General features: G+C 71.7%; 26 protein-coding genes and 1 tRNA gene. 15 read left to right on the top strand and 12 right to left on the bottom strand.

Features of this window, described 5'->3' with window-relative positions; all coding sequences use genetic code 11:
• The first annotated feature begins 2 nt into the window (after positions 1 to 2).
• The 9 genes from QSJ33_RS15265 to QSJ33_RS15225 all read left to right on the top strand — a co-directional run bounded on the left by QSJ33_RS15265 (position 3) and on the right by QSJ33_RS15225 (position 8,872).
• Positions 3 to 1,949: a L,D-transpeptidase family protein gene (locus QSJ33_RS15265; protein ID WP_285727785.1), complete on the top strand. Its 1,947-nt coding sequence runs from the start codon at positions 3 to 5 to the stop codon at positions 1,947 to 1,949.
• Complete coding sequence (gene mazG / locus QSJ33_RS15260; RefSeq protein ID WP_285727783.1) at positions 1,946 to 2,734, top strand: nucleoside triphosphate pyrophosphohydrolase; 789 nt, start codon at positions 1,946 to 1,948, stop codon at positions 2,732 to 2,734. Before QSJ33_RS15265 ends, mazG begins: the two co-directional genes overlap by 4 nt.
• Positions 2,734 to 3,243, top strand: a complete 510-nt coding sequence (locus tag QSJ33_RS15255) for a hypothetical protein (protein ID WP_285727781.1) — start codon at positions 2,734 to 2,736, stop codon at positions 3,241 to 3,243. Before mazG ends, QSJ33_RS15255 begins: the two co-directional genes overlap by 1 nt.
• A 4-nt stretch (positions 3,244 to 3,247) precedes the next feature.
• Entirely contained in the window at positions 3,248 to 4,618 is a 1,371-nt protein-coding gene (locus QSJ33_RS15250; protein ID WP_285727779.1) for a type I 3-dehydroquinate dehydratase, read from the top strand.
• A 12-nt stretch (positions 4,619 to 4,630) separates the two neighbouring features.
• Entirely contained in the window at positions 4,631 to 5,887 is a 1,257-nt protein-coding gene (locus QSJ33_RS15245; RefSeq protein ID WP_285727777.1) for a sigma-54-dependent transcriptional regulator, read from the top strand.
• The gene (locus QSJ33_RS15240) at positions 5,884 to 6,858 is read left to right on the top strand and encodes an AAA family ATPase (RefSeq protein WP_285727775.1); all 975 of its coding nucleotides are present in this window, start codon (positions 5,884 to 5,886) and stop codon (positions 6,856 to 6,858) included. Before QSJ33_RS15245 ends, QSJ33_RS15240 begins: the two co-directional genes overlap by 4 nt.
• Positions 6,855 to 7,655, top strand: coding sequence for a helix-turn-helix domain-containing protein (locus QSJ33_RS15235; protein WP_285727773.1), 801 nt, complete (start codon positions 6,855 to 6,857; stop codon positions 7,653 to 7,655). Before QSJ33_RS15240 ends, QSJ33_RS15235 begins: the two co-directional genes overlap by 4 nt.
• 2 nt (positions 7,656 to 7,657) lie before the next feature.
• Positions 7,658 to 8,761 (top strand): hypothetical protein, encoded by a 1,104-nt coding sequence (locus QSJ33_RS15230; protein WP_285727771.1) that lies wholly within the window; start codon positions 7,658 to 7,660, stop codon positions 8,759 to 8,761.
• A gap of 36 nt (positions 8,762 to 8,797) precedes the next feature.
• A tRNA-Gly gene (locus QSJ33_RS15225) sits at positions 8,798 to 8,872 on the top strand.
• 579 nt (positions 8,873 to 9,451) lie between these two features.
• Here the strand turns inward: QSJ33_RS15225 and QSJ33_RS15220 are convergent.
• The 5 genes from QSJ33_RS15220 to lpxK form a co-directional block, all read right to left on the bottom strand.
• The gene (locus tag QSJ33_RS15220) at positions 9,452 to 10,168 is read right to left on the bottom strand and encodes an ABC transporter ATP-binding protein (protein ID WP_285727769.1); all 717 of its coding nucleotides are present in this window, start codon (positions 10,166 to 10,168) and stop codon (positions 9,452 to 9,454) included.
• An 11-nt stretch (positions 10,169 to 10,179) separates the two neighbouring features.
• The gene (locus QSJ33_RS15215) at positions 10,180 to 12,123 is read right to left on the bottom strand and encodes a branched-chain amino acid ABC transporter ATP-binding protein/permease (RefSeq protein ID WP_285727766.1); all 1,944 of its coding nucleotides are present in this window, start codon (positions 12,121 to 12,123) and stop codon (positions 10,180 to 10,182) included.
• A gap of 4 nt (positions 12,124 to 12,127) precedes the next feature.
• Positions 12,128 to 13,006, bottom strand: a complete 879-nt coding sequence (locus QSJ33_RS15210) for a branched-chain amino acid ABC transporter permease (protein ID WP_285727764.1) — start codon at positions 13,004 to 13,006, stop codon at positions 12,128 to 12,130.
• Positions 13,007 to 13,069: 63 nt separating this feature from the next.
• Positions 13,070 to 14,290 carry an ABC transporter substrate-binding protein gene (locus QSJ33_RS15205; protein ID WP_285727761.1) on the bottom strand — a complete coding sequence of 407 codons (1,221 nt, stop codon included), beginning with the start codon at positions 14,288 to 14,290 and terminating at the stop codon, positions 13,070 to 13,072.
• A 120-nt stretch (positions 14,291 to 14,410) separates the two neighbouring features.
• Entirely contained in the window at positions 14,411 to 15,460 is a 1,050-nt protein-coding gene (lpxK, locus tag QSJ33_RS15200) for a tetraacyldisaccharide 4'-kinase (RefSeq protein WP_285727759.1), read from the bottom strand.
• Positions 15,461 to 15,525: 65 nt separating this feature from the next.
• On the opposite strand from lpxK, the gene QSJ33_RS15195 reads away from it, so the two are divergent.
• From QSJ33_RS15195 to QSJ33_RS15185, 3 genes are all read left to right on the top strand, one after another.
• Positions 15,526 to 16,005, top strand: coding sequence for a GAF domain-containing protein (locus QSJ33_RS15195; RefSeq protein WP_420801419.1), 480 nt, complete (start codon positions 15,526 to 15,528; stop codon positions 16,003 to 16,005).
• Positions 16,006 to 16,058: 53 nt separating this feature from the next.
• Positions 16,059 to 16,781, top strand: a complete 723-nt coding sequence (locus QSJ33_RS15190; RefSeq protein WP_285727756.1) for a cyclic nucleotide-binding domain-containing protein — start codon at positions 16,059 to 16,061, stop codon at positions 16,779 to 16,781.
• A gap of 67 nt (positions 16,782 to 16,848) precedes the next feature.
• Positions 16,849 to 17,076, top strand: coding sequence for a hypothetical protein (locus QSJ33_RS15185; protein ID WP_285727754.1), 228 nt, complete (start codon positions 16,849 to 16,851; stop codon positions 17,074 to 17,076).
• A gap of 301 nt (positions 17,077 to 17,377) precedes the next feature.
• On the opposite strand, the gene QSJ33_RS15180 is transcribed toward QSJ33_RS15185, so the two are convergent.
• Positions 17,378 to 18,349: an electron transfer flavoprotein subunit alpha/FixB family protein gene (locus QSJ33_RS15180; RefSeq protein ID WP_285727752.1), complete on the bottom strand. Its 972-nt coding sequence runs from the start codon at positions 18,347 to 18,349 to the stop codon at positions 17,378 to 17,380.
• A 42-nt stretch (positions 18,350 to 18,391) separates the two neighbouring features.
• Complete coding sequence (locus tag QSJ33_RS15175; protein WP_285727750.1) at positions 18,392 to 19,141, bottom strand: electron transfer flavoprotein subunit beta/FixA family protein; 750 nt, start codon at positions 19,139 to 19,141, stop codon at positions 18,392 to 18,394.
• A gap of 201 nt (positions 19,142 to 19,342) precedes the next feature.
• Here QSJ33_RS15175 and QSJ33_RS15170 point away from each other — a divergent pair, with 201 nt between their 5' ends.
• Positions 19,343 to 20,422 carry a UDP-N-acetylglucosamine--N-acetylmuramyl-(pentapeptide) pyrophosphoryl-undecaprenol N-acetylglucosamine transferase gene (locus QSJ33_RS15170; protein WP_285727747.1) on the top strand — a complete coding sequence of 360 codons (1,080 nt, stop codon included), beginning with the start codon at positions 19,343 to 19,345 and terminating at the stop codon, positions 20,420 to 20,422.
• Between the two features lie 7 nt (positions 20,423 to 20,429).
• On the opposite strand, the gene tatC is transcribed toward QSJ33_RS15170, so the two are convergent.
• From tatC to QSJ33_RS15150, 4 genes are all read right to left on the bottom strand, one after another.
• The gene (gene tatC / locus QSJ33_RS15165; RefSeq protein ID WP_285727746.1) at positions 20,430 to 21,203 is read right to left on the bottom strand and encodes a twin-arginine translocase subunit TatC; all 774 of its coding nucleotides are present in this window, start codon (positions 21,201 to 21,203) and stop codon (positions 20,430 to 20,432) included.
• Between the two features lie 64 nt (positions 21,204 to 21,267).
• Complete coding sequence (locus QSJ33_RS15160) at positions 21,268 to 21,456, bottom strand: Sec-independent protein translocase subunit TatA/TatB (protein WP_285727744.1); 189 nt, start codon at positions 21,454 to 21,456, stop codon at positions 21,268 to 21,270.
• A gap of 34 nt (positions 21,457 to 21,490) precedes the next feature.
• The gene (locus tag QSJ33_RS15155; protein ID WP_285727741.1) at positions 21,491 to 21,838 is read right to left on the bottom strand and encodes an AtuA-related protein; all 348 of its coding nucleotides are present in this window, start codon (positions 21,836 to 21,838) and stop codon (positions 21,491 to 21,493) included.
• Positions 21,835 to 23,190 (bottom strand): UDP-glucose dehydrogenase family protein, encoded by a 1,356-nt coding sequence (locus QSJ33_RS15150; protein WP_285727739.1) that lies wholly within the window; start codon positions 23,188 to 23,190, stop codon positions 21,835 to 21,837. The genes QSJ33_RS15155 and QSJ33_RS15150 overlap by 4 nt, the downstream gene beginning before the upstream one ends.
• Positions 23,191 to 23,264: 74 nt before the next feature.
• On the opposite strand from QSJ33_RS15150, the gene QSJ33_RS15145 reads away from it, so the two are divergent.
• Entirely contained in the window at positions 23,265 to 23,960 is a 696-nt protein-coding gene (locus QSJ33_RS15145) for a MotA/TolQ/ExbB proton channel family protein (protein WP_285727737.1), read from the top strand.
• Positions 23,957 to 24,775, top strand: coding sequence for a polysaccharide deacetylase family protein (locus QSJ33_RS15140; RefSeq protein ID WP_285727861.1), 819 nt, complete (start codon positions 23,957 to 23,959; stop codon positions 24,773 to 24,775). The genes QSJ33_RS15145 and QSJ33_RS15140 overlap by 4 nt, the downstream gene beginning before the upstream one ends.
• Position 24,776: 1 nt before the next feature.
• On the opposite strand, the gene QSJ33_RS15135 is transcribed toward QSJ33_RS15140, so the two are convergent.
• On the bottom strand, positions 24,777 to 25,238 hold the full coding sequence (locus QSJ33_RS15135; RefSeq protein ID WP_285727735.1) for a hypothetical protein: 462 nt from the start codon (positions 25,236 to 25,238) through the stop codon (positions 24,777 to 24,779).
• Positions 25,239 to 25,300: the final 62 nt, after the last annotated feature.

Genomic DNA, 25,300 nt, shown 5'->3' with positions numbered 1-25,300 from the left:
CGGTGGACCCCGTCCTCGCCGCCCGCTACCGTGCCCTCCTGCTGGCGGGCCTCGTCCGTCCCGGCGCGCCCGACCTGGATCCGCGGGGCAGGGTGCTGGTGGTGGATCCGGCGCGGCAGCGGCTGGGCCTGCTGGAGGACGGGCGCCTGGCCTTCGAGGCGGGGGTGTCCACGGCCCAGAACGGCCTGGGCTGCGAGGAGAATTCCTTCCGCACGCCCACGGGCTGGCACCGGATCCACGACCGCATCGGCGCGGGCGCGGCGCCCGGCACCGTCTTCCGCAGCCGCGTGGCCACGGGCGAGGTCTGGCGGGGCGAGGACCGGGAGGACGACCTCATCCTCACCCGCGTGCTCACCCTCGACGGCCTGGAGGAGGGCTGGAACCGGGGCTCCGGGCGGGACTCCCTCGCCCGGTTCATCTACCTGCACGGCACGAACCGGGAGCGGGACCTGGGCCGGCCGCGCTCCCACGGCTGCGTGCGGCTCGCCAACGCCGACGTGGCGGCGCTCTTCGATCGCGTGGCCGAGGGCGATCCGGTGCTCATCGCCGCCGAACCGCTGGGGGCGGGCCTCGGCCTGGGTCGTCTCCACTTCGCCGGAGTGGCGGGCAGCGGCATGAGCGCCCTGGCCCAGTTCGTGGCCATGAAGGGCGGCCGGGCCAGCGGGAGCGACCGCAGCTTCGACCGGGGCCAGCGCCCGGAGGCGCGGCGGCAGCTGGAGGCCCTGGGCGTGGCGCTCCACCTCCAGGACGGCTCGGGCCTGGCGGGCGACTGTGCGGGGCTGGTGGTGTCCACGGCGGTGGAAGTGGAGGTGCCGGACGTGGCCGAGGCCCGCCGTCGGGGCGTGCCCGTGCTGCACCGGTCGGAGCTGCTGGCCCACCTGGTGGCGCGGCACCGCACGGTGGCCATCACGGGCACCAGCGGCAAGTCCAGCACCGTGGCCATGGCCTTCGAGATCCTGCGCGGCGCGGGACGCGACCCCTCGGTCATCACCGGCGGCGAGCTGGCCTCCCTGCAGGCGGAGGGCCTCTGGGGCAATGCCTGGGCCGGGGGCTCGGACCTGCTGGTGATCGAGGCCGACGAGAGCGACGGGTCCGTGGTGCGCTACCACCCGGCCGTGGGCGTCCTCCTCAACCTGCAGAAGGACCACAAGGACGTGGAGGTGGTGGCGGAGCTGTTCCGCGCCTTCCGCGCCCAGATCCGCGAGGCCTGCGTGGTGGGCGAGGCCGAGAACCTGCGGGCGTTCGCGGGTGGCGCCGAGGTCGTGGGCCTCGGCCCGGAGGCCTCCCTGCGGGCGGAGGACCTGGTCCTCGATCCCGAGGGCTCCTCCTTCCGGGTGGGCGGGGTCCCGTTCCGCCTGGCGGTTCCCGGGCGCCACAACGTGGAGAACGCCCTGGCGGCGATCGCCGCCTGCCGGGCCCTGGGCGTGCCCCTGGCGGCCATGGCGGCGCCCCTGGCCGGGTTCCGGGGCGTGGCCCGGCGCTTCCAGGTACTGGGCACCCGGGGCGGCATCACCGTGGTGGACGACTTCGGCCACAACCCCGCCAAGGTGGCGGCCTCGCTGCGGACGGCGCACCTCCGCACGGCCGCGGACGGCCGGGTGCTGGCGGTCTTCCAGCCCCACGGCTTCGGGCCGCTGAAGTTCCTCCGGGCCGACTTCGTGGACGCCTTCACCGCCGAGCTGGCTCCGCGGGACCGGCTCTGGTTCCTGAAGGTCTTCTACGCGGGCGGCACCGTCACCCGGGACATCAGCAGCGCCGACGTGGTGGCCGACCTCGTGGCCCGGGGCGTGGCCGCCGAGGTGGCGCCGACGCGGGAGGGGCTGGTGGCCCGCCTGGCGGCCGAAGCCAGGCCCGGCGATCTCATCCTCGTCATGGGCGCCCGGGACCCCTCGCTCACGGAGCTGGCGAAGGCCATCCTGGAAGCGCTTCGCGGTACCCTGGAGGCATGAAGCCGACCACCCTCCGCGCCGTGATGGCCGCGCTCCGCAAGCCGGAGACGGGCTGCCCCTGGGACCTGAAGCAGGACCACCAGAGCCTGGCCCGCTACCTGCGCGAGGAGGCCGCGGAAGTGCTGGACGCGCTGGCGGCCCACGTGCCGGGAGACGCGGGCCGGGAGGCCCACCTCTGCGAGGAGCTGGGCGACCTCTGGCTGCAGATCGCCTTCCACGCCCAGCTGGCGGCGGACCGGGGCGCCTGGGACCTCCACGACGTAGAGGCCGGCATCGTGGCGAAACTGGTGCGCCGCCACCCCCATGTCTTCGCGGAGGTGGCGGTGGCGGGCGCCGAGGAGGTGCTCACGAACTGGGCCGCCATCAAGCGGGAGGAGAAGGGCCTCCACGGGGAGGAACCGCGCCTGCTGGAGGGCATCCCCGCCTCGCTCTCCCCCCTGGAGGAGGCCCTGGAGATCGGCCGCCGCTGCGCCAAGGTGGGCTTCGAGTGGCCCGATCTGGAGGGCGTGCTCGACAAGGTGAAGGAGGAGGTGGCCGAGCTGCAGGCGGAATCCGACCCCATCCGGGTGGAGGAGGAGTTCGGCGACGTGCTGTTCAGCCTCATGCAGTGGGCCCGCAAGAAGGGCGTGGATCCGGACGTCGCCCTGCGGCGGCAGATGCTGCGGTTCCGCGCCCGCTTCGCGCACGTGGAGGACGACGCCCGGGCCGCCGGCGGCTGGGAGGCGCGCGACCTCGACCAGATGGAAGCCGCCTGGCAGGCGGCGAAGAAGAAAGGGGCGCCCTGATGGCCTTCCTGCTGCTCACCCGGGGCGCTCCGCCGCCATCCGCCGGACCCTGGATCGGACTGGTCCTGTTCCTGGTGCTCTTCCCGCTGCTGAACGCCCTCACCAGCCGGCTCATGGGCATTCCCGCCCTCTACGCTGACTTCCCGGCGGATCCCCAGGATCCCATCGAGGAGAACCTGGGCTGGCAGCAGGTGCGCTTCGGCGGCCTCCGGGGCCATACCCCCATGTCCATGAAGTTCGGGCGGAGGTGCCTCCACCTCAAGCAGCCCTTCCCGTTCCAGGCGGCCTGGTGGCGCGGCCCGGCCTCCATCCCCTGGGCGGAGGTGCGCCTCGTGAAGGCGCTGGATCCCGGCACCTGGGCCGCGTTCCGGTTCGCGGAGTTCCGCCTGGGCCGGGAGGGGCGCCTCATCCGCCTGAGCGGGAAGGCCGCGCGCCGGCTCCAGGCCCGGGTGGAGGCGGGACAGGGGGGCGGGGGTCCCTTCCAGTCCGGGGCCATCCGGCCCAGCTGACGCCATGCTGCCGCTCCCTTTCCACCTCGTCACCCTCAGCCACCCCACCTGGGCGGAGGCCCTGGCCTGCGCGAAGCGGCTGCCGGAGGACGCCCTGCCCGAGGTGCGCCTGGACCTCTTCCCGGAGGAGGACCCCGAAGCCCTGGTGGCGGCCCTGAAGCGGCGCTGCCTGGTGACCTGCCGGCGCGCCTCCGAAGGGGGCCGGTGGCCGGACGGGGACGAGGCCGGGCGCCTGGCCCACCTCCTGCGGGCCCTGCCGGGGCGGCCCCAGTGGCTGGACCTCGAGTGGGACCTGCCGGTGCCCCCGGACCTGCAGGCGGCCCTGACGCATGTGCGGGTCCTGCGCTCGGTGCATGTGGGCGAAGGTGTCTTCGACCTGGAGGCGCGCCTGCGGGACCTGCCGGCGGGCGACGCCTGGAAGTGGGTCGGCCGGGCCGGGCGGCTGGCCGACAATGCCCGCCTGCGGGGCCCCCTGGCCTGGGCCCGGGACCGCGGGCTGCGGCTGTCCGCCTTCCTCATGGGGCCGAAGGGCATTCCCAGCCGCGCCCTCCAGGCCGCCTGGGGCGGGGCGTTCACCTATGCGGCCCCGGACGACGGAACTCCGGCGGCGCCGGGGCAGCTGCCCCTGGCCACCCTGAAGGCCTGGCGCTGCGCCCGGCTCCATCCGGGCCACGGCCTCTGCGGCGTCATGGGAGAGCCCGTCCTGCATTCGAGGGGGCCGGCCTTCCACAACGCGCGGTTCCAGCGGGCCTTCAAGGACCTCCTCTACCTGCCCCTGGCCTGCGCCGACGCGGAGGAGGCCGTGGAGGCCCTGGAGGCCCTGGAGGTGCTGGGCCTCAGCATCACGGCTCCCCTGAAGGAGACGCTGCCGGAGGCCCTGGGCCTTGCCGGTCCCCTCAACACGCTGTGGCGACGGGCCCCTGGGCAGCCCTGGCAGGGGGCCAACACCGATGCGGAGGCCTTCGGACAGGCGCTGTCCAACCTGGCCCCGGGGCCGGTGCTGGTGCTCGGCGAGGGGGGCGTGGCCCGGACCACGGTGGCGGTGCTGGCGGCCACTGGCCGGGCGGTCCTGCAGGCGGGCCGGCGGGCCCCCCTGGCGCCGCGACAGGTGGCGGCCTTCGGCCCCGTGGGCATCGTCCAGGCCACCAGCCTGGGCATGGCCGCGGAGGATGCGATCCCGTTCCCCGAGCTCCTGGAGGCCGCCCGCCCCAGCGCCCGCTGGGCCGTGGAGTGGATCTACAAGGAGGACACGATCTTCGCCGACTGGGCCCGGGAGGCGGGCCTGGCGCTGGTGGAGGGCGCCACGCTCTTCGAAGCCCAGGCCGGGGCCCAGAGCCGGTGGTTCATCGAAGGCTGCGGCGGCGCCGGGACCTGATAGCGTCTACCCATGGACCTCCTGCTGGTCGAGGACAAGGACAGTTTCCGCCGCCTGCTGGCGCGGGCGCTGGAAGGCTCCGTGTGGTCCGTGCGGGCCGTGGCGGACCCGCAGGAGGCGCTGGCGGCGCTGGCGGAGCGGCCGGCCCAGGTGCTGGTGACGGACCTGCGGCTGCCGGGCATGAACGGGCTGGAGCTCATCCGCCGCGCCCGGCGGCTCCAGCCGGGGCTGCGGGTGGTCCTGATGTCGGCCTTCGGGGAGCCGAAGGACATCGTGGAGGCCATGAAGCTGGGGGCGGACGACTTCCTGCCCAAGCCCTTCGACCTCGACGCCTTCCTGGCCCTGCTGGACCGGCTCCGGGCCCTGGTGGGCGCGCCGCCGCCCAATCCGGCGGAGCCGTGGATCGCCTTCAGTCCCGCCATGCTGGCCCTGGACGAGGCCCTGCGCAGGGCCTCGGAGTCCGACCATCCCGTGCTGTTCCGGGGCGAGCGCGGGGCGGGGAAGGGCCGGGCGGCCCGGCGCCTGCACCTGCTGCGCCACCCCGCGGCGCCCTACCTCGTCCTGGCCGCCGCCACCCTGGGGCCGGAGGGGCCCGATCCCACCACCCTGCGGCTCCTCCAGGGGGGAAGCCTCTACCTGGCGGGGCTGGAACACCTCCGGGCCGAAGCGGTGCCGGCCCTGGCCCAGGCCATGGACACGCCCCTGGGCCGGGGTCTGCACTGGATGGCCGGGGCCCCCGAGGGCGTGCCCCTGCCCGATGGGCTGGCCCAGCGCCTGGGGGCCCTGGCCTTGCGGGTGCCGCCCCTCCGGGAGCGGCGGGAGGACCTGCTGCCCCTGGTGCGCCACTTCCTCGAGTGGGCGGCGGCCCGGGAGGGCCGGCCCACGCCCTGGCTGGAGCACGGGGCCGAGCGGGCCCTCCTCGAGCACCGCTGGCCGGGCAATGTGCGCGAGCTGGAGGTGCTCGCCGGGCGGACCCTGCTCTTCGCGGAGGGCCACGCCATCCGCCACTTCCCCGATCTCCGCCTGGGCGAGGCGGTGCCCATGTGCCTGGCCTGGCCGGACCGGGGTTCCCTGGAGGCCATGCTGAAGGCCCTGGGACGGGAGGCCGAGGCCCAGCTCCTGGCCCGGGCCCTGCGCGAGGCCGGGGGGGAGCTCCCCCGGGCGGCGGAAGGGCTCGGCCTCACCCCCCGTGCGCTGGCCCAGCGCTTGCGGGATCATGGAATCCCCCTGGAAGATGAAGGATGGCCCATGCCGAAGAAGGCCCCATGACCCAGGCTCCGCCGGTCCTCGTCCCTCCCCCCCAGCGCGGACAGGAGGTGCTCCGTCCCGCGGTGCGCGCGGGCCTTGCGGCCCTCGAGTCCGTGGTGGTGGGCAAGGGGCCCCAGGTGCGCCGCAGCCTCGCGGCCCTGCTGGCGGGCGGCCACGTCCTGCTGGAGGACCTCCCGGGCGTGGGGAAGACGACGCTCGCCAAGGGCCTCTCCCGGATCCTCGGGGGCAGCTTCCAGCGCGTGCAGGGCACCAACGACCTGCTTCCCTCCGACCTGCTGGGCATGCACCTCTGGGACGCGCAGACCCAGTCCTTCCGCTTCCAGCCCGGCCCCGTCTTCTGCAATGTCCTCCTCCTGGACGAGCTGAACCGCATCGGGCCCAAGACCCAGAGCGCCATGCTCGAGGTGATGGTGGAGGGGCAGGCCACCCTGGACCGCAGCACCCACCGGCTGCCGGATCCCTTCTTCGTCATCGCCACCCAGAATCCGCTGGACCACGCCGGCACCTTCCCGCTGCCGGAGAGCCAGCTCGACCGCTTCTCCTGCGCCCTGCATCTGGGGCACCCGGACCCCGCCGCCGAGCGTCGCGTGCTGAAGGGCGAGGCGGGCCTGGACCGCCTGGACACCCTGGGCCCGGCCCTGGACCTGGAAGGCTGGCGCCAGGCCCGGGCCGCCGTGAAGACCGTGCGGCTCTCGGACCCCGTGCTGGACTACGCCGAGCGGGTGGTGGCGCGCATCCGCTCCGACGGCGGCTTCTGCTCCACCCGTGCGGCGAAGCACTGGCTGGGGCTGGCCCAGGCCGAGGCCTGGCTGGCGGACCGGGACTTCGTCACGCCGGATGATCTGCAGGCCTGCCTGACGGACACCATGGCGCACCGCGGCCAGCTGGACGAGCGGCGGCTGAGCCGCAGCGAGCGGCGGGAGCAGCTGGGCCGGATGCTGAAGGACCTTCCCGTGGGCTGGACCGGATGAGGCACGACGAGACCGTGGGGCAGCTCCTCCGGGAGGCGCGGGTGGCCAAGGGGCTCTCCCGGGAGGCCCTCGCCCACGAGCTGAAGCTCTCCCTGCGCTGCCTGGAATCCATGGAGTCCGACGACTGGGACAGCCTGCCGCCCGGGCGGGCCCGGCCCCTGGCCCGCCAGATCGCCGACCGCCTGGACGTGGACCTGGACCTCCACACCGGGGCCTTCCAGGTGGTCCCGGGGTCGGTGGAGCTGGTTCCGCCGGATCCGCGCCAGGAGCGCCTGGAACGGGTCGTCATGGGCCTGCTGACGCTGGCTTCCGTCGCGCTGGTGCTGTGGCTGGTGGTGCCCGGGCCCAGCCTGGGCCGGAAGTCCGCACCCAGCTTCCTCACGGGCTTCACCCGGTCGCCCCTGCCGCCGCCCCCGCCGCCCGCGGCCGGGCCCTATCCGGTGCTCGGCGAGCTGCTGCCGGAGGCGCCCATCAACGAGCAGGGGATCCTCGTGAGCCTGCGGGGCATGGACACCTGCGAGGCCCGCATCGAAGGGGAGGACGGCACCCACCTCCAGCACACCCTGCGGGTGTCCGAGCCCTGGCGCCTGCGGGTGAGGGGCCCCTTCACCCTCAGCCTCGACAACGCCGGCGTGGTGGGGGTCGAGGTGGCGGGCGTCCGCATCCAGAATGGCGTGAACGTGGGTGCCGCCTGGACCGGGCGCTTCGACGCCCAGGGCCATTGGCTGAAGCCGGCGCCCGATCCCCTTCCGCGCACCCCTGTCCCCCCGCATGTCGGGGAACCCGAGTCCGAGTGAGCATGCATCCGATCGTCGACCGTTTCATCCAGGGGCAGCTCCCCGAACCCATGGCCATGGCCCTGGCGGGGGGCGCCCTCCCCGTCCCGGCACCGGACCTGCTGGCCGCCCTCGCCCACGCCATCCTGAAGGAGACGCCCTACGCGGACCGGGCCATCGGGGCCCTGGAGGCCCTGCCCGAGTCGGTGCTCGCGGGCGTGGTGCTCACGCCGGTGGACCCCCCGTCCGGCCTGCAGATCATCCTCTGCCATCGCAAGGAGCCGGCCCTGCTCGAGGCGGCCCTCCTGAACCCCGCCCTGACGGCGGAGATCGTCGAGGCCTCCATCCCCTCCATGCCCGGGAGCGTGCTGGAGATCGTGCTCAACAACCAGGTGCTGTGGATGCAGCGGCCCCGCATCCTGGACCTGCTCGAGGAGCACCCCGAAGGCGAGTACGTCATCAAGCGGCGCGTGAACGAGTTCCGCTTCGAGGTGCTCCGCCTGGTGCCCGAGGAGGTGAAGCAGGAGCGCCTGGAGATCATCGACGAGGTGGAGGCGGGGCACCTGGACCGGGCCTGGGCCGAGCTGCCCTTGCCCAAGGAGAAGACCCGCGAGGAGGAGGAGGCCGAGGCGGAGAGCGAGGAGCTGGCCGCGGAGCGCCGCCTGCTGGCCCAGAAGCCGCTGCTGGACGAGGAGGGCAACGAGATCAACCTCACCCTCACCCAGCGCATCGCGCGGCTCCGCACCAACCAGAAGATCATCCTGGCCCTCAAGGGCGGGAAGGAGGAGCGCACCATCCTCATCCGCGAAGCCAACCGCCTCATCCAGGTGAACGTCATCCGGAACGGCCGCATCACCGAGGGCGAGATCGCCTATATCGCCCAGATGCGCACGGTGAACGAGGAGGTGCTCCGGATCATCTCGAACACCCGGGAATGGATGAAGAAGTACACCATCACCAAGAACCTGGTGATGAACCCCCGCACCCCCCTGCCCATCGCCATGACCCACTTCAAGCGGCTCCTGGAGTCCGACATGAAGCTGCTGGTGAAGGACCGCAACGTGCCCGAGATCCTGCGCCGCGAGGCCAAGCGGCTGGTCGAGGGCAAGGCCCAGGGGAGGGGGTAGCCCCCCGTCGCCACCTGCGTTAGACTGTCGCTCCGCGCGGGCGTAGTTCAGTGGTAGAACGCAAGCTTCCCAAGCTTGATGTCGTGGGTTCAATCCCCATCGCCCGCTCCAAACGAGAAGACCCGCCGATGGCGGGTCTTCTCGTTTGGAGGATGTAAAGGCGGGGATTGAAGTCGCAGAATCGCTGGCAGGCTGACTCGGGCCTCCGGCCCTCACCCTCTGGGCGGCCTCGCTGATGGCGAGGCCGTCCTATCCTCCTTCCGCTGCGCTGCGGTCGGATGGTGCCGCTCGGAGGGACAGCCCGGGGGGCTGTTCCTCCGGATCAAGCGGCGTGCCAGCGATTCGCGCGGCCGGAGCGGCCCGGAGGGCCGCGGAGGAATCCCCATCGCCCATTTCCAAGCAGGACGCGGGGATTGAAGTCGCAGAATCGCTGGCGGGCTGACTCGGGCCTCCGGCCCTCACCCTCTGGGCGGCCTCGCTGATGGCGAGGCCGTCCTATCCTCCTTCCGCTGCGCTGCAGTCGGATGGTGCCGCCCGCTGCGGCAGCCCGGGGGGCTGTCGCAGCGGATCAGCGGCGTGCCAGCGATTCGCGCGGCCGGAGCGGCCCGGAGGGCCGCGGAGGAATCCCCATCGCCCATTTCCAAGCAGGACGCGGGGATTGAAGTCGCTGAATCGCCAGCAGCCGCGCCTTCAGCCCAGGTAGGCGGACAGCACGCGCTCGTCGCGGTGGAGCTCGGCGGGGGTGCCGTGGACGGCGATGCGGCCGCGTTCCATGACGTAGGCGTAGTCGGCCACTTCCAGGGCGCTGCGGGCGAACTGCTCGACGAGGAGGAGGGTGATCCCGGCTTCCTTGAGCTGCCGGATGGTGCGGAAGACCTCCTGGACGATGACGGGGGCGAGGCCCATGGAGGGTTCGTCGAGGAGCATGACCTTGGGGTTGGCCATGAGGGCCCGGCCGATGGCCAGCATCTGCTGCTCGCCGCCGGAGAGGGTGCCGGCGGTCTGGCGGGCCCGCTCCCGGAGGCGGGGGAACAGCTCGTAGATGCGATCGAGGTCGCTCTTGGCGCGTCGCCGGAAGCCGAAGAACCGGGGCAGGCGGGCGTAGGCTCCCAGGAGCAGGTTGTCCTCCACCGTGAGGGGCCCGAAGACCTTCCGGCCCTCGGGGGCGTGGGCGAGGCCCAGCCGCGCGATGCGCGAGGCGTCCAGGCCCTGGACGTCCCGGCCATCCAGCACCACCCGGCCCCGGCTGGGCCGGAGGGCGCCGGAGACGGCCCGCATGGTGGTGGTCTTGCCGGCCCCGTTGGCCCCGATGAGGGCGACGACGGTGCCCGCCCTCACCTCGAGGGAGAGGCCCGTCAGCACCTCGCTCGTGCCGTAGCCCGCGTGCAGGTCTTCCACCAGCAGCATCCGGTCCTCCTTCACGCGGGCTCGGAGGCGGCATCCCCGGGGCCGGCCTGGCCCAGGTACGCCTCCACCACCTTGGGGTGGCGCTTCACCTCGTCCGGCGAGCCCTCGGCGATGACCCGCCCGCCGTCGAGGACGGTGACGAGGGTGCAGAGCTCGCTCACCACATCCATGTGGTGCTCGATGAGGATCATGGCGATGCCCCGCTGGTGGATGCGCCGGATGGTCTGGATGAGCCGCTGCACGTCCGGATGGGCCAGGCCCGCGGCGGGTTCGTCCAGGATCAGGAGGTCCGGCTTCCGGGCCAGGGCCCGGGCGATCTCCAGGAAGCGCTGGTCGCCGTAAGTGAGGTCCTTCGCGCGGGTGCGGGCCTGGTCCTTCAGGCCGAGCAGGTCCAGCAGGGCCAGGCCATCGGCCCGGGCGCGACGCTCCTCGCCCTTCGCCAGGCCGAGGAGCACGAGGGGGATCGGGCTCCGGTAGACGCCCTTGAGGGCCACCATGACGTTCTCGAGGGCCGTCAGCTCCCCGAAGAGCTGGAGGTTCTGGAAGGTGCGGGCCAGCCCCGACTGGGCCGCCCGGTAGAGGCTCCCGGTGCCGAGGGGCCGCCCCCGCAGGCGCATCCGGCCCGAGGTGGGCGGATAGAGGCCGGAGATGACGTTCACGGCGGTGCTCTTGCCGGACCCGTTGGGCCCGATGAGGCCGTGGATCTGGCCCGAGCGGACGGTCATGGAGAGCCCATCCACCGCCTTCACCCCCCCGAAGTGGCGCTTCAGGTCCTCCAGCTCCAGGAAGGCGGAACCGTCCGCGACCCGCAGGGGGAGCACGTCGTCGAGCGGAGACGGGGCCGGCAGGGGGGAGGGCGCCACCCGGAAGAGCCGGGTGAGGGCCCGTGCGGCAAAGCCCATGAGGCCCTCAGGGAGGCCCACCACCACGGAGAAGAGCATCAGGGCGAAGATGGCCTTGCGCCAGTCCTCGGTGTTCTTCACCAGCAGGCCGCCGACCACGAGGAGGCCCATGGCCACGACGGGCGCCAGGGCCTGGAAGGGGCGGGTGGTCTTCCGGACCAGGCCCCGCGCACCCGAGCCGAGCGCCAGCAGGAACCCGAGGCCGGAGACGGCCAGGAACACGTGCCGGTTGGAGAGGAGGTTCGGCAGGAGCACCACGATGGAGGCCCCCACGAAGGCGCCCCACAGGCTCTTCCGGCCGCCCAGGACCACCCCGAGCAGGAGGATGACCATCAGGTCGTAGACGAAGCTCTGGGGCTGCAGGTACTGGAAGTTGAAGGCGTAGAGGCCGCCGGCCAGGCCGCCCAGGCCCGAGCCCAGGGCAAAGGCCGCCACCTTGTGGCGGTAGGCGCCGATGCCCATGGCATCCGTGGCGATGGCGCTGTCCCGGAGGGCCTCGAAGGCCCGCCCCCACTGGGAATGGAGCAGGTTCCGCATGGTGAGCCACACGAACGCCAGCAGCACCGTGCAGAGCCAGAAGAAGGCCCGGGGCGTGAGGTCGTGGCCGAACAGGGGAGGCCGGGTGAGGCTCAGGCCCTGGGCGCCGCCGGTGAGGCTCTCCATCTCGTTAAGGAAGGTGAAGCTGAGGGCGGTGAAGCTGAGGGTCGCCAGGGCGAACTGGGGCCCCTCCAGGCGGAGGGCCGGGAGGGCCAGGAGGCCGCCCAGGAGGATCCCCACCCCCGTGGCGACGCCCAGCGCGGGAAACAGGCCCAGGCCGAAGCGGGTGAGGCAGATGCCCGCCGCGTAGGCGCCGAGGCCCAGGAAGGCGACGTGCCCCAGGTTGATCTGGCCCAGGTAGCCCACGGTTACGTCCAGGCCGATGAGGAGGATGCCGTAGATGGCCAGCAGGGTCAGCAGCCCCAGGGCGTAGGGGTTGGCAACGGCGAGGGGCACCGCCGCCAGCAGCGCGAAGACCGCGAGCTCGGCGCCGTGGATGAGGAGGAGGCGCTTCACGGGATCACACCTTCCGGATGCCGGCCTTGCCGAACACCCCGGTGGGGCGCACCGCAAGGGCGAGGATGAGCAGCACCAGTCCTGGCGCCTCGCGCCAGCCGCTGCCAATGTAGAAGCTCGCCAGTCCCTCCAGGGCCCCGAGGATCATGCCGATGAGCACGACGCCGAAGCCCGAGTCCAGCCCGGCGACGACGGCCACGGAGAAGGCCTTCAGGATCATCGCCGAGGCCATGGTGGGCCCCACGGTGGTGATGGGCGAGACGAGGATGCCGGCCAACGCCGCCACGGCGCCGGAGAGGCCGTAGGAGAGCATGACGGTGCGGGTGGCGGAGATGCCCATCAGCTCCGCGGCGTCCCGGTCCGCGGAGACGGCCTCGAAGGCCTTGCCCAGGAGGGTGCGCCGCTTGAAGAGCTCGATGAGCCCCATGATGGCGAAGACCCCCACGGCGACGGAGATCTCCATGCGCGTGATGTCGATGCCGAACACCTGGACCGGGTTCTGCGAGAGGGGGGTGGGGAAGGGCCGGTCGTCCCGCCCCCAGATGTTCTCCGCCGCGGAGAAGAAGAAGAGGCCGAGGATGATGGTGAGGAGGACCCAGCCCTCGCTCTTCTCCTCCAGGGCCAGCCGCACGCCGGTGCGCTCGACGAGCAGCCCGAGCAGGGCTCCGAAGATCAGGCCGCCGGGCACCATGAGCGCGTAGGGGACGCCCAGATCCAGCAGGGTGAGGCTGAAGAAGGCCGAGACCATCACCAGCTCGCCCTGGCCGAAGTTGATGCTCTTGCTGGTGGCGTACGTGAGCTGGAAGCCGTAGGCGATGAGGGCGTAGACGAGCCCCATCAGGGCGCCGCTCACGGCCAGCTGGCCGATGATCAGGGCATTCATGCAGGACCCTTCGCGCAGGGAGGGGGAAAGGGGGGCCGGAGCCCCCCCTGGCGGGACGGACCGCTACTTGCCGGCGGCCTTGACGAGCTGGGCCTTCTCGGCGGCGTTGGCGAACACCACGCGGCCGTCCTGGACCATGCCCATGACCACCTGCTGGCGGTGGAAGGCCTCGTGGGTGCGCTCGTCGGCGGGATTCCACTTGCTGAAGGGGTGGTGCCAGGTGGCGATGACGCCCTTCACCGGCTCCTTGAGGTCCTCGAGGGCGGCCTTGATCTTGTGCGTGTCCGTGCTCTTGGCCTGCTTCACGGCGGCGGCGAAGATGTAGACGGCGTCATAGCCCTGGGCGGCGGAGACAGGCGAGGGGATGCGGCCCACATTGAAGGTGCGGTGGTAGCCGTCGATGAAGGCCTTGGCCTTCGGGGTGATGGGGTCCTCGATGAAGGTCTCCGGCATCATGGTGCCGTTGCCGTTCCTGCCGGCGTTGTCGATGAAGTTCGACATGGATAGGGTCCAGCCGCCGATGAGGGGGGCCTTCATGCCGATCTTCGCCATGCCGTTGGCCACGGCCGCCAGCTCGGGGCCGATGCCCCAGATGAGGATCGCCTGGGCGCCGCCGAGCTTGCAGCGGAGCAGCTGCGCGGTCATGTCCTTGTCCCCGATGTTGAACTTCTCCTGGGCCACCACCTGGAGCTTGCCGCCCTGCAGCTTGATCTGGTTCATGAGGTCGTCGCGGCCGGAGACGCCGTAGTTGGTGGAGTCGAAGAGCAGTCCCACCTTCGTGTAGCCGCGGCGGATGGCCTCCTCCACCACCATGGAGGACTGGATGGCGTCGTCCGCGGCGAACCGGAAGATGGAGAGATCCTTCACGCCGGCCTTGCTCCACTGGGTCATGGAGGCGGAGCCGGCGGCGGGGGTGATGATCTTCGTGATGCCCTTCTCCTGGAAGTAGCGGTCGCCGGACATGCAGACGCCGGTGTTCACGGTGCCGATGACGCCGGCCAGGTCGCCCATGGAGGCCAGCTCCTGGGCGATGAGGGCGCCGCGCTCGTTCTTGGCCTCGTCATCGCGCTCGATGGCCTCGATCTTCATCTTCTTGCCGCCCACCTGGATCCCGCCGGCGGCGTTGATCTCGGCGATGGCGAGCTTGGCCCCGTCGCGCATGGAGGTGCCCATGGGCGCGGAGCCGCCGGTGAAGGGGCCGGTCAGGGCGATCTTGACCGTCCCCTGGGCCTGGAGGCCGAGGGCCGCGGTCAGCAGGGTGCTGAAAAGGAGGTGGTGCTTCATCGGATCCTCCGGAAGAGGTTCAGACAGATGGAGTGGAAGGGTGGCCGAAAGCTTACCCCCCTTGTCTGGCCCCGGGAAGGCACCGATTCCTTCCAGTCTGGTGAGAGGAATGGGGGCTGCTCAGGCCCGGGCCGGAGCCATGGATTCGAGGCGCCCGCGGACCCAGGCCAGCAGCTCCTCCCCGCCGGCGATGCCCTGCTCGGCCACCAGCAAGGGCAGGTCCAGGGCCCTGGCGTGGGCCGGTCCCAGCTTCACGGCATCCTTCTCCGTGCAGACCAGCCATCCGGCGCCTTCCGCGCGGGCACGGTCCTGCAGCCGCCGCAGGTCTCCGGGCGAGGGGCCGCGGTGGTCGGGGAAGGACTGGGTGCCCGTCCAGGACTGGCCGGCCACCAGGAGATCGGCGTAGAAGGCCTGGGGGTGGCCCAGCCCGCACCAGGCGAAGGCCGGGCCGAGCTCCGCCAGGGGGAGGTCCCGGCGTTCCCCGGTGTCCCAGCGCCGGAGCCCCGTGAGCACGAAATCCGTCCAGAAGATGGGGCCGCCGGAGCCGTGCCGGCTCCACCAGGCCTCGATCACCCCGCGATCCTGCACCCGGGCGGCGCGGGTGACCACCAGGGCGTGGGCCCGGGCGGCGCACCCGGCAGGCTCGCGGAGGTCCCCCAGGGGCAGCATCCGGCCGTCGCCCCAGCGCCGGACACCGTCCAGCAGCAGCAGGTCCAGGTCCCGGTGCAGGGCCCGGTGCTGGAAACCGTCGTCCAGCAGGAGGCAGCGGAGGCCGGGCCGCTGGGCCAGGGCCCGCAGGGCCGCGGCGTGCCGTCGGCGGCCCACGACCACCCGTCCGGCTCCCAGCCGCCGGGCCATGAGCAGGGGCTCGTCCCCGGTCTGGCGGGGATCCGAGCCGGCCTCCACGCTCATGGGATCCACGTCCCGCCGTCCGCCGTAGCCCCGCGACACCACCGCGCTGGGCCAGCCCGCAGCCTCCAGGCCCTCGGCCAGGAAGAGGGTCAGGGGCGTCTTCCCCGTGCCCCCCGTGCTCAGGTTGCCCACGGACACCACGGGGACCCCGACCCGCGCGATCCGTTCCGGATGGCGGTCGAAGCTGCGGTTGCGCGCCCGCACCGCCAGCCCGTAGAACGGGGCCAGCGGGGCCGCAAGGTAGCGCAGAATGGACATGGCAAGAGCATAACGGAGGGGCCGTGAGCGAGGGCATTCTGCTGGCGAAGGTGGCGCGGGGGACGCTGCTCCCCGAGCCGGAGCGGGTTGCGCGGCTGGAGGCGGCCCTGCCCCAGATCGAGGCGGCCGTGGCCGGCGAGACGGATCCGGTGGCGGTCCAGGCCACCCTCGCCTGCCTCCTCTGGGAGACCCTCGTCCAGGCCAACTGGTGCGGCTTCTACCGGCGGATCGGAGAGGACCTGCTGGCCGTGGGCCCCTACCAGGGCGGCATGGGGTGCCTGCGCATCCCCTTCGCCCGCGGCGTCTGCGGAGCCTGCGCCCGCACGGAAGCGACCCAGCTCGTGCCGGACGTCCAGGCCTTCCCGGGGCACATCGCCTGTGACGATGCCACCCGCAGCGAACTGGTGATCCCGGTGTCGGCGGGGGGGCGGCTCCGGGCCGTGCTGGACCTGGATTCGCCCCACCCGGACGGGTTTTCCGCCGGCGAGGCCCGGCTGCTGGAGGGCCTGGTGGCGAGGGTGCTTGGAAACACCTTGGAATGGTGAGGTTCCATCCCGGGCGCGGGCTGGGGTAGAGTTAGGCACACCCTGGGACATCCATGGCCGAACCCAGCTTCATTGATCAGAGCAAGCTTCGCTTCCGCGAGGGGGAGGTCATCTTCCGGAAAGGGGAGATGGCCCAGCAGATGTACATCATCCTCTCGGGGAAGGTGCGGCTCTACGTCTCAGAGGAGCCCAAGGGCGATTGGCTCGAGGAGCTGGGGAAGGGGGACTTCTTCGGCGAAGGCAGCCTCCTGGAGGCCCTGCCGCGCCAGCACACGGCCCTGGCCCTGGAGGACTCGGACCTCATCGCCATCAACCGGGGCACCTTCATGCGCATGATCCGGCAGAACCCGGAAGTGTCCGTGAAGATGATGCAGCGCCTCGCCCAGCGGCACCGGGAACTGGGGGACCGGGTGGAGAACCTGGACGCCAGCAAGGCGGCCAAGCCCAGCACCGGTCCCGTGGCGAACCTGGTCTCCGTCCTGAGCGGCAAGCCCTACCCCATCCTGTCCCATGGTTCCCTCATCGGGCGCTTCGACCCCACCACGGGCGTGCATCCGGACATCGACCTGACCGACGAGGACCACAACCTCAGCGTGTCCCGCCGGCACGCCCGCATCCTCTGCGAGCACGGCCGCTACTTCCTGCTGGAGGAGCCCGGCGTGGCCAACGGCACCTTCATCCGGGGCGAGCGGATCCAGCCCAGCGAGCCCCGGGAGCTGAAGCACGGCGACCGCGTGGGGTTCGGCATGGTGGTGCTCTTCTTCGAGCGGACCTAACCTTACACCGCAGCGCCCCGGGCGCCAGGCGCTGTGGAAGCCCATTCCGGCGCGGACGGGAGGATCCATGCCCACCGATCTGCACGTGGAGCTCTGGCAGGATGAGCACGGAGCTGTCCGGGAACTGGTCCAGTTCGGCCTGGACGAGATCGGCGGGGCCTGCGTGATCCGCGAGCGCAACCCCCTCGACGCGCTCGATGGCGACGCCCGCGAAGGTGACGACGTCATCGCCCGCTTCGGCGATCCGGAGGACGCCCGGGACTTCCTCCGGGACGAAGGCTTCGAGCCCGTATAGACCCAGCCTGAACGAGCGCGCCCGGCATTCGCCGGGCGCGGACGGGGCAAGGGATCGGGGGATCAGCCCTTGCCGATGCCCATGGCCTGGGCGGCCTTGGTGAGCTCCGGCACCACTTCGAACAGGTCGCCGACGGAGGCTCCACCGCTGCGATCCGGTGCAGCCGGGGAGCAGGAGGACGGCGCGGGGCGCCGTCCGATCGGTGGAGACGTAGCCCCGTTCGTGAAGGCAAGCCGGAGGCGCAGCCTGAACGACAGCGCCCGGCTTTCGCCGGGCGCGGACGGGGCAAGGGATCGGGGGATCAGCCCTTGCCGATGCCCATGGCCTGGGCGGCCTTGGTGAGCTCGGGAACCACCTCGAAGAGGTCGCCGACGATCCCGTAGCTGGCCAGCTTGAAGATGGGCGCCTCGGGGTCCTTGTTGATGGCGACGATGAACTTCGAGCCGCTCATGCCGGCGATGTGCTGGATGGCGCCGCTGATGCCGCAGGCGATGTAGAGGGTGGGGCTCACGACCTTGCCGGTCTGGCCCACCTGCATGCTGTGGGGGAGGCCCCAGCCCGCGTCCACGGCCGCGCGGGAGGCGCCCACCACGCCGCCCAGGGCGTCGGCCAGGTCCTCGAGGATCTTGAAGTTGGCGCCGTCCTTCATCCCGCGGCCGCCGGAGACGATCACGTTGGCCTCGGTGAGGTCCACCTTGCCGCCGGCCTTGGCGAGGATCTCCTTCACGATGGACTTGAAGCTCCCGGCCGGGGCGGCCAGGGCTTCCGCCGCGCCCGCGCCGGCCTTCTCCGCCAGGGCGAAGACGTTGGGGCGGGTGGTGGCGACCTGGACGGCGCTGGTGAAGGTGGTGGTGGCGAAGGCCTTGCCGGCGTAGACGGGACGCACGGCCTGGAGCTTGCCGTCCACCATGGCGAGGCCGGTGACGTCGGAGGCGTAGCCGGCGCCCATGCGCGCCGCGGCGCGGGGCGCCACGTCCTTGCCCATGGCGGTGGCGGCGGCGAGCAGCACGGTGGCGCCCTTGGCCTTCACGGCGTCGGCCACCAGCTGGGCGAAGGCGTCGCTGGAGTAGGAGGCCAGGGAGGCGCCCTCGGCGGTGAGGATCACGTCCGCGCCGTACTTGGCGGCCTCGGCGGAGCCGGCGCAGGAGGCGCCGGCGAAGAGGGCGCCGAGCTTCTTGCCGGAGGCGTCCGCCAGACGGCGGCCCTCGCTCAGGGCTTCGGCGCTGGGCTTGCGGATCTGGCCATCCTTCAGTTCACAGAACACGAGAATCATGGGTGGTCCTTTCGAATCGGATTCGGTCGCGGGAAGGGATGGCTAGAAGACCTTGGCTTCGTCCTTGAGGGCCTGGAGCAGGGCCTGGGCCTGGGCGGCGGGCTCGCCCTCCAGGCGGCGGCCGGCGGGGCGCTCGGGCGGCAGGGCCAGGGCGCTCACCACCGCCACGGCCGGGGCGGCGGCGGCCTCCAGCTCCTCGATGGTCTTCTTCTTGGCAGCCATGATTCCCTTGAGGCTGGCGTAGCGGGGCTCGTTGAGACCTTTCTGGGCCGTGATGACGGCGGGCAGCGAGCCCTCGACCATCTCGGAGCCGCCCTCGATCTCGCGCTCGGCGCGGAAGGTCCCCTCGCCCAGCTCCAGCTTCACGACGACGTTGGCCTGGGCCACGCCCAGCAGCTCGGCGAGCATGGGGCCCATGGCGGCGTTGTCGCCGCCGATGCCCTTGTTGCCGCAGAGGATCAGGTCGAAGCCCTTGTCCTTCGCGTAGGTCGCGATCATCTGGGCCACGGCGAGGGCATCCCCCTGGCCGTCGCCCTTGAGGAGCACGGCGCTGTCGGCGCCCAGGGCCAGGGCATTGCGGAGCACCTCCTTGGCGGTGTCGCCACCCACGGAGAGGGCCACCACCTCGGCGCCCTTGGCCTCCTTGATGCGGATGGCCTCCTCCAGGGCGTACTCGTCGTAGGGACCGGTGATCCACTTGACGTCCGCGGGGTCCAGGGACCGGCCGTCGGCGGCAACCTTGATCTTGGTCTCCGTGTCGGGGACCTGCTTGAGGGCGACGAGGATCTTCATGGATGCTCCCTGGACATGACCCCGATCGGGGTCCCGGACTGAACCGATCAGTCTACCTGGATGGCGGTCTGACGACCACCACAGTCATTATGCACACCGGCGCCATTCCTGCGTTTTCCGACTTCGGGTAGGTTCCGGATGACCTTCCATCGTCCTGCAGGCCCCCTGGGTTCCCGGTGGGCTCTCCGATAGGCTGGTCCCATGTCCATGCCCGACTTTGCCCAGTCCCTGGTCCTCACCGGCGGAGGCACCGGCGGGCACTTCTTCCCGGCCGTGGCGCTCGCCGAGGGCGCCCACGCGCGGTGGCCGGAACGGAAGGTGGTCTTCGTCGGCGCCCAGCGCGGCATCGAGGCCCGGCGTCTTCCCGGCGGCCCCTGGCCCCACCTGCTCCTCGACGTGGAGGGCTTCCTGGGCCGTTCCCCCTTCCGGGCCGCCCGGTCCGCGTGGAAGCTGTGGCGGGCGGTCGGCCTGCTCAAGCGGCAGTGGCGTGAGCAGCGGCCCTGGGTTGTGATCGGCACCGGAGGCTATGCCGCGGCCCCCGCGCTGCTCGCCGCACGGAGCCTGGAGATCCCGTTCTTCCTGCACGAGAGCAATGCCGCGCCGGGGGCCCTGGTGAAGCTGGTCGCGCCGAAGGCCCGGCGTGTCTGGTGCGGCATGGAGGCCGTCCGCGGGCACCTCGCGGGCGCGGATTGCCTGGCCGTGGGCACGCCGGTGCGGACGGCCTTCCTGCGGGACTTCCGGCCCCTCGCGGAGCACCGGCCCCCCTTCCGGCTGTTGGTCCTGGGCGGCAGCGGCGGCGCCCGGGCCCTGAACGAGTCCCTGATGGCGATCGCCTCGCCACTGCTGGAGGCCTTCCCCGACTGGGAGATCCTCCACCAGGCCGGGGCGGGCGACTTCGAACGGCTGAAGGACCGGCCGCGCCATGCCCGCCACACCCTTGTGCCCTTCCTGGAGCGCGTGGACGAGGCCATGGAGGCCGCCAGCCTCCTGGTGAGCCGGGCCGGCGCGAGCACCTGCGCGGAACTGAAGGCAGCGGGAAGAGGGGCCATCCTCGTCCCCTTGCCGACGAGCGCCGGCGGGCATCAGCTCATGAACGCCCGGGCCTTGGCCGCGGAGGGCCGCGCGGTGGTGGAAACCCAGGGTGAGGATCTCGCGGATCGGCTCGAGGCCCGCTGCCGGGGCTTCATGGCCGATGCGGCGGCCCGGATCCGCCTGGGGGGGGACCCGGAACCCAACCGCTCGGTCGAGGCCTGCCTCGAGGACCTCGCGCGGCTCGCCTGAGGCGGGCTCAGTCCCTCGGGGTCTTCGGCTCGGCCAGCCAGGCCACGACCACGGACACGAAGTAGAGGCCGAGGAGCACCACGCTGAAGAAGATCGTGGTCACCACCACGTCGCCCGGCGTGAAGAAGGCGCTGAAGATGAGGATGGCGATGGTGGCGTGGCGCCAGTACTTCAGCATCCACTTCGCCGTGACGAGCCTGAACCGGGCGAGGAAGTAGAACAGGACAGGCAGCTCGAACATCACGCCCGTCATGAGCACCGTGGAGATGAAGATGTCCAGGTAGGTGTCCACGCTCAGGTTCGCCCGCAGGCCGGCGCTCTTGGCCTCCTGGAACAGGATGTCCCCCAGGAACTTGAAGGCGCTGTAGTAGGCGAAGGCGGCTCCGGCCAGGAAGCACGCGGAGGTGACGAACACGAAGGGGATGACCAGCTTGCGCTCCTTGGGCAGGAGGCCGGGCCGGATGAAGGCCCAGAGCTGGTAGAAGAGGAGCGGCGCGCAGAGCACGGCGGCGGCCCAGAGGCTCAGCCGCATCAGGGAGAAGAAGGGTTCCGTGAGGCTCGTGAAGGCCCAGGGCTGCAGCTCCGCGATGGGCTTGCCCACCTGGCGCGACATGGCCTCGAGGAAGGGCCGCTGCGCCCAGTCCCAGATCCTGAAGCGGAAGGCGTACGTGAGGGCGAAGCCCCCGGCCACGATGAGCAGGGAGCGCACGAGCCGCACCCGCAGCTCCTGCAGGTGCTCCCAGAAGCTCATCTTGTTGGGCGGCGTAGCCGGAATCGCCATGGTCCCCGCGGTAGAAAGGGACCGGCCTCCCGAGGGAGGCCGGCCGTGTTCCGGGTCTGGGGCCCTACTTCTTGTCCTTGTCGGAGGACGTCACGTCCTCCTTCACGGAGTCCGTCAGCTCACGGCTGGCCTTCTTGAACTCCTGGATGCCCTTGCCCAGGCTCTTGCCGAGTTCCGGCAGGCGGGAGGGGCCGAAGAAGATCAGCAGCGCGACGCCGATCAGCAGGATTTCCGTGATTCCGAGATTGCCCATGAGGGTGCTCCGTTGAGAGAGGAATGGCCGGGGTTCAGGGGTTCAGGCCGGTCAGCGGGACATCCGCGGGCAGGTCCAGTTCCATTCTAAGCAGCGCCTGCCCGTGGGTCTTGCCCTGGGCGTCGGTTTTGACGCTCTCGCTCCCACCGCCTCCCAGGGAGTCGTGCAGGATGAAGTTGAGGGCCTTGAGGTTAGGTACCTCGAAGCGTTCAACGCTACCTAGGCATATGCTTGAAAAGTGATCTTTGACACGGGCCACCGTCAGCTCCTGGAGCAGGAACCGGTAGCCGGCCTCCGTGTAGGCGATGATGCCCACATTGGAGCCGTCCCCCTTGTCCCCGCTGCGGGCATGGGCGATGTCCTCGAGGCGGATCCTGGTCATTTCCCCTCCACGGGCCTGCGGCCGAGGGAATGGTAGGTCCATCCCCCCTGTTCCATGGCTTCTGGCCGGAAGAGGTTCCGGCCGTCGAAGATGCGGCGCGCCTTGAGGGCTTTGGCGACGGCGGCCAGGTCGGCCTGGCGGTACTGGGCCCATTCCGTGGCGATGAGGAGGGCGTCCGCCCCTTCGCAGGCCTCGAGGGGGGTCCTGGCGTAGCGGACCCGGTCGCCGATCTTCGCCCGCACGGCCTCCATGGCCGCGAAATCATGCACCACCACCTCGGCGCCCAGGTTCACCAGGCCGTCGATGAGCTCCAGGGCCATGCTCTCCCGGATGTCGTCGGTCTCGGCCTTGAAGGCAAGGCCCCAGAGGGCGAAGCGCCGACCCTTCAGGGGCGCGGGAACGCCGGGGGTCACGCCGAAGGCGGCCTTCACCTTGCGGAGGAGCACCTGCTTCTGGTGGCGGTTGGCTTCGACGGTGGCCGACAGCGTCATCATCGGCTGCCCATGCTCCCTTCCGACCTTCAGCAGGGCCTGCAGGTCCTTCGGGAAGCAGGAGCCGCCGAAGCCGGGCCCCGGATTCAGGAAGGCGGGGCCGATGCGGTGGTCTGCGCCGATGGCCGTCTTCACGTGGTCCACGTCTGCGCCCACGGACTCGGCCAGGTTGGCGATCTCGTTGATGAAGCTGATGCGCAGGGCAAGCATGGCGTTGGCGGCGTACTTGGTCAGCTCGGCGCTGGGGGGATCCATGCGGAACCACTTGCCGCCGCTGCGGTCGAGGAAGGGCTGGTAGAGGGCCTTCATCACCCGTTCCGCGTGATCGGACCGGCAGCCGATGACCACCCGGTCGGGCTCGAGGAAGTCGCCGATGGCGGAGCCCTCGCGCAGGAATTCCGGATTGCTCACCACCTCGAAGGCGCGATCGGTGTGGCTGGCGATCTCCGCATGCACCCGGGCCGCCGTGCCCACGGGCACGGTGCTCTTGTCCACCACGATCAGGGGCTTGGCGTCCTTGGCCCGCAGGGCCATGGCGTCGCCGATCTGCCCGGCCACTGCCAGCACATACTTCATGTCGGCGCTGCCGTCCTCGCTCTGGGGCGTGCCCACGCAGATGAAGGCGGCATCGGCCTCCGCCACGCCCTCCTTCAGGTCCGTGCTGAAACGGAGGGTGCCCGAGGCCAGGTACTTCGTCAGCAGCTCGTCGAGGCCCGGCTCATAGATGGGCGAGTGCCCGCCGCGGAGGGCCTCCACCTTGGCGGCGTCCACGTCCACCCCGAGGACACGGTGGCCCGCCTCGGCGAAGCAGGCGGCGGCCACGAGGCCGACATATCCCGATCCGATGACCATCACCTGCATGGGAGACCTCAACGCAAAGGCCCAGTGTAGCCGTACCTGGGGCGCTTGCTATGATGGCCCCACATGGAGGCGGCATGGCGATGCTGGCGGCGCCCACGGGCAACGAGGTGAACCTGCTGGAGGTGATGCTCCACGCGGGGGCGGTCTCCAAGACGGTGCTGCTGATCCTGGCCTGCTTCTCGCTGCTGAGCTGGATGATCATCCTCCGCAAGTCCCTCCTCTACCACCGCAGCCGCACCGTCTCCGAGCAGTTCCGCGGGGCCTTCAAGCGGGCCACGGACTGGCGGGAGCTGAAGCAGCAGGTGGAGAAGTTCGCCCTCAGTCCGCTGGTGGGCCTCTTCGTGGCGGGCTACGGCGAGGTCACCTACCAGCTTCGGCACCTGGGCTCCGACGGCAAACCCCAGCTCCGCAGCATGGAGGCGGTGGAGCGCAGCCTCCAGCGGGCCAGCGTGGTGGAGATGGGCCGCCTGGAACGCAACCTCGGCATCCTCGCCACCGTGGCCGCCGTGAGCCCCTTCATCGGCCTCTTCGGCACCGTGTGGGGCATCATCGATGCCTTCCGCGGCATCGGGGCCACGGGCAACGCCAACCTCGCCACGGTGGCGCCCGGCATCTCCGAGGCCCTGGTGGCCACGGCCATCGGCCTGGTGGCCGCCATCCCCGCCCTCATGGCCTACAACTTCTTCCAGGGCCAGCTGAAGCAGATCCAGACGGAACTGGACGACTTCTCCCTGGAGTTCATCAGCCTCTCCGAGCGGAACTTCACCTGAACCGGCCGCGGCTGCCCCTGTCCCTGGACTGGGAGGACTGGTTCCAGCTCTGCTGCCCGCCCTACGACGCGCCCGAGGCCCTGGACCGGTACGCCTGCCGGCTGCCCCTGGCCACGGACCTGGCCCTGGGGCTCTGCGCGGAGCTGGGCGCCACGGCCACCTGGTTCTGCCTGGGGGACCAGGCCCGACGCCACCCGGACCTGCTCCGCCGCATCGTGGCCCGGGGGCACCAGGTGGGCCTCCACGGCCTGACCCACCGCCGCGCCTTCGAGCTGGACCGCCCCGCCTTCCGCGCCGCCCTGCGCGATGGCAAGGCCCTGCTCGAGGACCTCTCGGGCCGGGCGGTGGTGGGCTACCGGGCCCCGGAATGGAGCCTGCGCGGTCCCGCGGAGGACTGGTGGGAGGAGCTGGCGGAGCTCGGATTCGCCTACGATTCCAGCCGGGCTCCCCTGGCGCTCCTGGGAGATCCCCGGCGGCCGACCAGGGCCCACCGGCTGCCGGGCGGGCTCTGGGAGCTGCCGCCGCCGGTCCTGTGGTCCGGCCCGGTGCGCAGTCCGCTCTGGGGCTGGGGCCTGCGGGTGCTGCCCTTCGGCCTCCTGCGCCGCGCCCTGGAGGACCTGGCCCTCGCGGACGCGGGCACCCCGCTGGTGCTCCATCCCTGGGAGCTGGACGAGGGCCAGCCGGCGCTTCCCGGGGCGAGCTTCGGCCATCGTTTCGCCCACGGGGCGGGGCTCCGGGGCCACGGTGACCGGTTGCGCGACCTCTGGAGGGGCTTCCGCCTGATCAGCCTGGAGGCCTGGCTCGCCGACGCCTGATTCAGGCCAGGAGGTTCAGGCTCCCGGCCCCCTGGGCGGTGGCGGCGGCCTGCTGGACGTAGGCGTTGGCGGTGGTTGGGCCCGATTGCTGGGCCAGGGTGTACTGGAACACGCTCCAGGCGGCGGTGGTGTTCGGATCCGCCACGGGGAAGGCCTGGGACCCGGCGTTCATGCCCGCGGCGAGGAGCATGTCGGCGCTGGGCGACGCGGCCAGGAGGGACTGGATGGCGCTGGCCCCCAGCCCGGCCTGGCTGGCCACCTGGTAGGTGGCGAGGCTCGTGGGCGCCTGGGTGGACAGGTCCAGCAGCGTGGCGTCGGATCCGCCCCCGGCGAGCTGGGCCGTCTGCGCGCCTGCCGTGGAGGCCGCCGCGAAGGCCTGCTGCAGCGCCTGGGCCGGGGTGCCGGTCCTGAGGAAGGTCTGGTAGGTGAACGCGGCCAGGGCCCCAGCGCTGGAAATGTCCATGGCACCCTCCCGCAACCTTATCGGCCGGTCGGTGCCCGTCCTCAAGGGCCCGTCGGTCCCCC

Source organism: Geothrix rubra (assembly GCF_030268065.1).
GTDB lineage: Bacteria > Acidobacteriota > Holophagae > Holophagales > Holophagaceae > Geothrix > Geothrix rubra.
This window is presented reverse-complemented; position numbering and strand designations above follow the sequence as displayed.